This is a genomic window from Allocoleopsis sp. (assembly GCF_036703385.1).
In the GTDB taxonomy this organism is placed as follows: domain Bacteria; phylum Cyanobacteriota; class Cyanobacteriia; order Cyanobacteriales; family Coleofasciculaceae; genus Allocoleopsis.
In genome coordinates this window covers 1-7,134 of sequence record NZ_DATNPA010000684.1, presented here as the reverse complement: position 1 = coordinate 7,134, position 7,134 = coordinate 1, and the positions used below count along the sequence as shown (strand labels likewise).

The 7,134-nt window shown below is 45.2% G+C and carries 7 protein-coding genes; 6 read left to right on the top strand and 1 reads right to left on the bottom strand.

Annotation, left to right across the window (positions count from 1 at the left end):
- Positions 1-274: 274 nt before the first annotated feature.
- Complete coding sequence (locus V6C93_RS32450; RefSeq protein WP_333480812.1) at positions 275-847, bottom strand: DUF3122 domain-containing protein; 573 nt, start codon at positions 845-847, stop codon at positions 275-277.
- 31 nt (positions 848-878) lie between these two features.
- On the opposite strand from V6C93_RS32450, the gene V6C93_RS32445 reads away from it, so the two are divergent.
- The 6 genes from V6C93_RS32445 to V6C93_RS32420 all read left to right on the top strand — a co-directional run bounded on the left by V6C93_RS32445 (position 879) and on the right by V6C93_RS32420 (position 7,042).
- Positions 879-1,655: a class I SAM-dependent methyltransferase gene (locus V6C93_RS32445; RefSeq protein ID WP_333480811.1), complete on the top strand. Its 777-nt coding sequence runs from the start codon at positions 879-881 to the stop codon at positions 1,653-1,655.
- A 62-nt stretch (positions 1,656-1,717) separates the two neighbouring features.
- On the top strand, positions 1,718-2,053 hold the full coding sequence (locus V6C93_RS32440; protein ID WP_333480810.1) for a cupin domain-containing protein: 336 nt from the start codon (positions 1,718-1,720) through the stop codon (positions 2,051-2,053).
- A gap of 318 nt (positions 2,054-2,371) precedes the next feature.
- Positions 2,372-2,494, top strand: coding sequence for a hypothetical protein (locus tag V6C93_RS32435; RefSeq protein WP_333480809.1), 123 nt, complete (start codon positions 2,372-2,374; stop codon positions 2,492-2,494).
- Between the two features lie 420 nt (positions 2,495-2,914).
- Entirely contained in the window at positions 2,915-3,658 is a 744-nt protein-coding gene (locus tag V6C93_RS32430; RefSeq protein ID WP_349262908.1) for an alternative oxidase, read from the top strand.
- A 29-nt stretch (positions 3,659-3,687) separates the two neighbouring features.
- Positions 3,688-4,530 (top strand): YwiC-like family protein, encoded by an 843-nt coding sequence (locus tag V6C93_RS32425; RefSeq protein ID WP_333480807.1) that lies wholly within the window; start codon positions 3,688-3,690, stop codon positions 4,528-4,530.
- Between the two features lie 202 nt (positions 4,531-4,732).
- On the top strand, positions 4,733-7,042 hold the full coding sequence (locus V6C93_RS32420) for a nitric-oxide reductase large subunit (protein ID WP_333480806.1): 2,310 nt from the start codon (positions 4,733-4,735) through the stop codon (positions 7,040-7,042).
- The last annotated feature ends 92 nt before the right edge of the window (positions 7,043-7,134 follow it).

The window sequence follows — 7,134 nt, the reverse complement described above, 5'->3', positions numbered from 1 at the left end:
ACAGAGGCTGGGTTGGCTGGAGTGGCTTTTATGCAGGGTCGCACCATTGATGAGATGCATCGCAGCCGCGCTGATTTTATCCGTTGTGTTCAGCGTTCTATTTCTGGTCAGGTTGCTTAAAGGCTCCCTCTCTCTTTCTTGCGCTCCAGGAACGTTACTTACTTTTGGGTTCTCATTGACGTAGACTCCAGGGTAGGGGCACGACATCTCGCGCCCCTACTATAGTCCCCTATTCCACTTAATTGAAACTCGCTATATCACAGCAGATTTACTATCAAAGCTCACTTGCCAGCCATTGCCACTCCACAACAAGAGATTGGGGAATTTGTAGGGTAAGGGGTTGGTCACTTTTGAGCCGAATTGAAAGGGTAAGGGAATCATCTCCGTGTAAATGATTCAGAACATCTGTGAAATTATACTGACCCACATTGGGCGCAGGTGCTCCTTGAGGAAATATATCGACAGCAGTTAGGACTTGACCCCTCGCCGTAGTGATTTCCAGGGATTGGGGGTGGCTCACCTCCGCGATACCCGGAAAGCCAACTAACCTGAGATTAAACAAGGTTGGCTGACCTGGTGTGATTTGTTTGAACAGTATCACCTGCCATGCATTGCCCAATTCATCTCGTAAAGATTGCTGAGAGTGATAACGCATGATTCCAGGCGCGTCCTGGTGTTGCCTCAGTACAGCCGTTGCTGGCTCTAACGTGAAAGCTAATTGTCCCAGCAGTAATAACAGTAATAAGCCCCAAAGCCTTAGGCAGATTGAAAGTCTTCGCTGAAGACCAAATAGATAGCGAGAAATATGAGCTAGCTCAGAGACTTTATCAAACACGTCGAGCAACATAAGGGTAGAGATGATTCAGGAGGTCGCACCGATGACCAACGCTACCCTCAACTTCAAAACGGCACCCGCTCATCAAGTGTTAGCAGCGGCTGGTAAGAAGATTTTACGACCCGGTGGACGTGCTGCTACAGAGCAGTTGTTTGAGTGGGCAAATTTCCAGCCAGGTGAAACGGTACTAGAGTTAGCTTCCAGTTTTGGGTATAGTGCGATCGCACTGGCTCAACGCTTTGGGGTGCAAGTTGTGGGTGTGGAGAAAAATCCAGACAGCGTGGCTCGCGCGCGTGCCAATGTTCGCGCCGCTGGTTTGGAAGGTCAAGTAGAAATTATTGAAGGAGATATTTTCCACTTAGAGGCCATCTCTGGGCAGTTTGATTATGTTTTTGCTGAGGCGATTTTATCGATGCAATCTGCGCCAGCAAAGGCAAAAATATTGAAAGAGATTCATGGCAAGCTAAAAAAAGAAGGCAAGTTTCTCTCTCACGAAATGCTTGCTCGAAACTATGAAGAAGAAATTCATCAAGCTTTAGCGCAGATAGTCCGAAGCAATACTACACCGCTATCGGAGATGAATTGGAAAATCGCTTTTGCCACCGCTGGCTTGCAAGTTCAGCAATATAAAACCGACTCCCTAAAACTGTTGGATATACGAGAAACGATTCAGGATGAAGGTTTAGCTGCTACAGCTACAATTCTGTGGAAGGTATTAACCTATCCTCAAATTCGGGAACGAGTGCTAGCCATGCGTCGCGTTTTCAAGAAATACCAAGACGATTTGGGTTACATCACGCTGTGTGCCACAGCGCAATAAGCTTAAAAATTGCCAAATATGTCTTGCCTTTACACATTCTCATTGAAGAAGGTGGATTTACCATGACTAATACAATCCTAACAAACTCATCTTCAGTCACAACACTGCAAGAGCAAATCGAATATCCTTATGCCGGTGTTCTTAGCAAAGTGCTAGTGAAAGCCCCCTACTGTCAATACACCCTATTTTGTCTAGCCGCTGGCACTGATATTTCTGAACACACATCGCCTCGCCATGCGACTATCTATGTTATTGAAGGACGAGGAATTCTGACTCTAGAGGGAGAAGATATTGTTCTGGAACAAGGAACGTTTGTTTATATGCCAGCCAATGCTCCTCATGCTTTGAAGGCAGAGTTAAACCTGGCATTTTTACTCACGCTTTCTGAAAATAAGTAACCGAGTAATATATCCCTTCTCGATTGAGTGCCGTACACTTTTAACCTCTCTCCTTGTAGGAGAGAGGCTTTGAAATCAGCCCCCTTCCCTATTAGGGAAGGGGGTTGGGGGTTAGGTCTGACTGTACTCCATTCATTTTAGAATCGCTATATAGCCCTTCTCTCTGACCTCTCGGGAAAACCTCTCTCCTACGAGGAGAGACTTTGATTCTTCCGATGTACTTCTTCAGGCAGATTATTACTGATAGCAGTAATAATCTGCCTTTTTATGAGCTACCTCATAGACCTTAAAACCACAAGTAGAGGATAGTGTCTATTAATGAAGTTTTTCGGGAAATCTGAACAGGTACGTAGAGAATGGCAAAAAGCGATCGCAGCTCTTTGTCTAGTCCTAGTTGTTGCGGCTCGTGATGAAGAGCGGTCTCTCCAAGGGGTAATGTAAAACTATCAAGGCTGACAATTTTGCCAACCCCCAAATTGTTTGGGGGGTCTTTGTACTTATAACTACAAACTGACTTAACATGAGTCCTTTCTGCGGATAGAAGTGGCAGTGTAATAAAAGTTATTATGCTAACAAGGTGTTATTTCATCGATTGACCTGGCCTGCAAGCTGCTTACGCCAGTCTTTGCGCGAATTGCTGGCAGTAGTGCTTATGCGATCGCTCTCCTGTCTCAATCTGAATATGAGCTAGCTCATAGCAGTAGTTAAGAATATTTTTCAAAATAAACGTAGCAAGGTACAAACAATCAATCTGTTCCCATAACTACTCACAACATGGCACCAGGGCTAGAGAAGCTTGCCAAAATTGATTTGAAAGCAAATCCTGTTGAGCAACCTCAACAGACAGAGGAGAACATAGAAATGATTCGACTGCTTGTCAACTTTTTAGAGTTGATGTTGAAAACTTTTTACCGCGATCGCATTTATCCCCGCTTCTTTGTATTAGAAACGGTGGCGCGGGTTCCCTACTTTGCCTATACTTCAGTCCTTCACCTTTATGAAACAATGGGTTGGTGGCGCAAGGCCGACTGGCTCAAGATTCACTTTGCCGAAGCTTGGAACGAGTTACACCACTTGCTAATTAGTGAGGAACTAGGTGGCAATAAATACTGGATTGATCGCTTTGTTGGTCGTAGCGGAGCCTTTATCTACTACTGGATTATTGTTTTTGTGTACATGGTCGCACCACGCTCTGCTTATCGCTTCATGCAATTGGTCGAAGAACATGCCTACCATACCTATGACACGTTTCTCCAAGAGCATGGGGATGAACTGAAAGCGCAACCAGCACCGCCAGTAGCCATTCAATATTACTGCTGCGGCGACCTCTATCTGTTTGATGAATTCCAAACTGATCGCCCTCCAGAAGAGCGTCGTCCGAAGATTGAGAACCTCTTTGACGTGTTCGTTGCTATCCGAGATGATGAAATGGAACACGTCAAAACAATGATTGCTTGCCAAAGAAACGATGCTCAAGCTACCTTCAAGAGTCCTCACAGTCCCGATCGTGTAGCTCTGCCTGAAAATACCAAAGTGGCAATTGACGCCCATACCGATGACTTCGAGCAAGAGGCTGTTGAGCAAGAGCTAGTAAAAATGCCGTAACCCTGGAAATAGTGGAGAATGTTGAGACAATGACTCAGCCAGCCATCAATGCTGTAACAGAAAATCCTTCATCTGCTAGAAGTCTTACTCAACCAAAATCTCAGGCTTGGTACAGACCAACCCTTTCTCACGAACATGGGGTTTATGTGGTGTTGCTGGTATCGTTCCTCACAGGAGCTGCCTTAGCGCAAGCTTGGACACTGGCAACTACATTAGCTTTAGTATGTGCGTTCTTTGGCTTTCAGGCTGAGCATCCCATCGTCCTTCAAATCAAGCAACGGCGGAGTCTCAAGCCTCGTTTTCTGGTGTGGGGTGGCATGTACTCTGCTGTGTCAGTTGCGATCGCATTTTGGCTTTATCTCAGTTCTCCCGTGCTACTTTGGCTTTACCTGGGTGCGGTTGCTGCACTTGTTGTGGATGCAGTCTCTGTTCTCCATCGAGAACAAAAATCAATTTTCAACGAATTCATTACCTTTACAGCAGTTTGCCTTGCTGCTCCTCTCGCTGAGGCGGTTACCACTGGCACCATTTCAGCTACGGCAATGGGGTTGTGGGTACTCAACACACTCTACTTTTCCAGTACCATTTTTACCGTGAAGTTGCGGAAAACGAAGACTAGTTCTCCTGTACCAGGGGTAGTTTATCATGCGATCGCAACTCTCATTGTTGCCACCCTCTACCATCTGGGTTGGCTACCTTTAATCGCGACTTTAGCATTTGGATTAGCACTGCTTAAATTTGGCATTATTGCTCTCTATCAAAAGTGGTATCGTACCGCAAAAATTCAATGGGTAGCGATGATTGAAACGGGAACAGCTTTCGGTTTCCTTGTAATTGTTGTCCTCTCCCTTCTGCCAGCTCACTTAACTTGATTTTAGACCCATTAAAAACTTATTAACTTTGTTGTTAACTTGACACAACAATAGCCACAAAACTTTAAAAAATGTGAAGAAAATCGAGCCAATTAAGTGAGAAGCGGTATCGATAGATTTAGGAGGCTTACCCTTTATCTGTTAAATCGGAAACCGTTTAACAAATTTTAAAGAATTTTGTTCAAATTTTGGAGGTTTGGTTATGACCAATACCACGATAGTTGCTGCCGGAACGGAAACTGGACAGAGAAGATATCGATTCGGTTTGCCTGCCTGGTTAGTGCTCATTTGCATTGTTGCCTTTACTGCCTTGCTAGCGGCAGGGGCAATCATTTGGAAAAATGCGCCACCCGTCCCAGAAGTGATGCGCTCTCTCCAGCAAGAAGTCGTCATGACTAAGGGAGAAATTCAAGCAGGACAAGAAATTTATCTGGCGCGTGGAGGTCAGCATATTGGTAGTATTTGGGGGCATGGAAGCTATCTTGCCCCCGACTGGAGTGCTGATGTTCTCCACCGTTGGGGACTAGCAACGGCTGGGATGATATACAGCGGTAATCCTGATTTTTCACAGGACGATTTAGAAGCTTTACCTGCTCCAGAACGAGCGAGTTTAGAAGCACGAGTTACCGAACAATTTAAGACCAATCGTTACCAACCCGAAACCCACGAATTAATCCTAACGAATGCACAAACTCAAGGATTAAAACAAGTTTTCCAAGATTATCATCAACTGTTAATCGAAGGTTCTCCCGTTCAATCCATTCCTCGCAACTGGTTTAAAAACGATACTCAAATTCGGGATGTCACAGCCTTCTTTGCTTGGACAGCTTGGGCAGCAGTTGCAAATCGACCCAATGCACCGTTTTCTTATACCGCAAACTGGCCTCATGATGACTTAGTGGGTAATGAACCACCAGGGCAGTTTATCATCTGGTCAATTGTGTCAATCATCATTTTGATTGCTGGAATTGGGGTATTTCTGTTCGTCTATCTGAGTCAAGAACAAGCAGATGACGTTCAGGCAGTTCCGGCACGTCCTGCTGTAGCCATTCCCACACCCAGCCAAAAAGTAACCTCCTTATTTTTTGGTGTAGCAATGGCACTATTTTTAGTGCAAATTATCATGGGAATGTTTACGGCTCACTATGCGGTAGAAGCAGAAGGATTTTACGGAATTCCTTTGAGTGACTTTCTCCCCTATGCAGCCTCTCGCACTTGGCACTTGCAGTTAGCTATCTTTTGGATTGCGACATGCTGGTTAGCAGCAGGACTGTACTTTGCTCCCCGTTTTGGTCAGTTTGAACCTAAAAATCAAGCACTAGGTAATGTCATTCTTTTAGTGGCATTAACCGTTGTTGTCATCGGTTCGATGATTGGCACTTGGGAGGCAATCACTGGAGTTCTGGATGTGAAGCAGAGCTTCCTTTGGGGACACCAAGGCTATGAGTACATCGAATTAGGCAGAGTTTGGCAAATCTTGCTGATTGGTGGCATGACGTTTTGGCTATGGCTGATGTATCGTGCCTTCAAGCCTGCGTTGAAAAAGGAGACAAATCCTACGGGTTTGAGTCACTTTTTCCTCTACAGTGCGATTACTATTCCCCTGTTTTATTCAGTGGGTTTGATGTACAGCAATCACACCCCTTTGAGTATTGCGGAGTATTGGCGCTGGTGGGTAATCCACCTGTGGGTTGAAGGGTTCTTTGAGGTATTTGCAACGGTTGTGATTGCCTATTTGTGCAGTGAGTTGGGATTCCTCAAGAAATCTTCGGCATTGCGTGCAACTTACCTGACTACGATTTTGTATTTGGGGAGTGGAGTGATGGGGACACTGCACCATCTTTACTTTTCTGGTACGCCGTCATTTATTGCCGCAACGGGAGCCGTATTTTCAGCTTTGGAAGTGGTGCCTCTAACACTGATTGGGTTTGAGGTGTTGCAGACACTGAAACTTTCCAAAGAAGCCGAAGGATTTTATCGTTGGCCGTTACGATTTTTCATCGCTACCTGTTTTTGGAATTTAATCGGTGCAGGAGTGTTTGGATTTTTGATTAACCCGCCGATTGTTCTGTACTATTCTCAGGGGTTAAATACAACGCCAATTCATGCTCATTCGGCTTTGTTTGGGGTTTATGGCTGTTTGGCACTGGCGCTGATGTTGTTTGCCTTGCGAGAATTTGTGCCAGAACAAGCTTGGAATGAAAAGTTACTGCGCTTTTCGTTCTGGGCAATCAATGGTGGTTTAGTCGTGATGATGATTTTTGGTTTGATTCCGAATGGATTTTATCAGCTATCGGAGTCGATTAATCACGGTACTTGGTTTGCCCGCAGTGCTGAGGTGATTACGAGTCCTTGGATGCGGTGGACAGTGTGGCTGCGGATTCCGGGTGATATTATTTTTGCCGTTGGTGCTGCGACAATATTCTTGTTTACGGCAAGGGCGATTTTTGCCGTCTTCCGCTTTCCGATTCCCACAACTAAAGCAGAAGAGTTAAAGCCTGTTGAACGTTAAATAAATACTCTTGTGAAAGCCGAGATCCCCGACTTTTCTAAAAAGTCGGGGATCTGAACCTGAGTGCGATCGCATAGTGGAGAGAAAGTGCG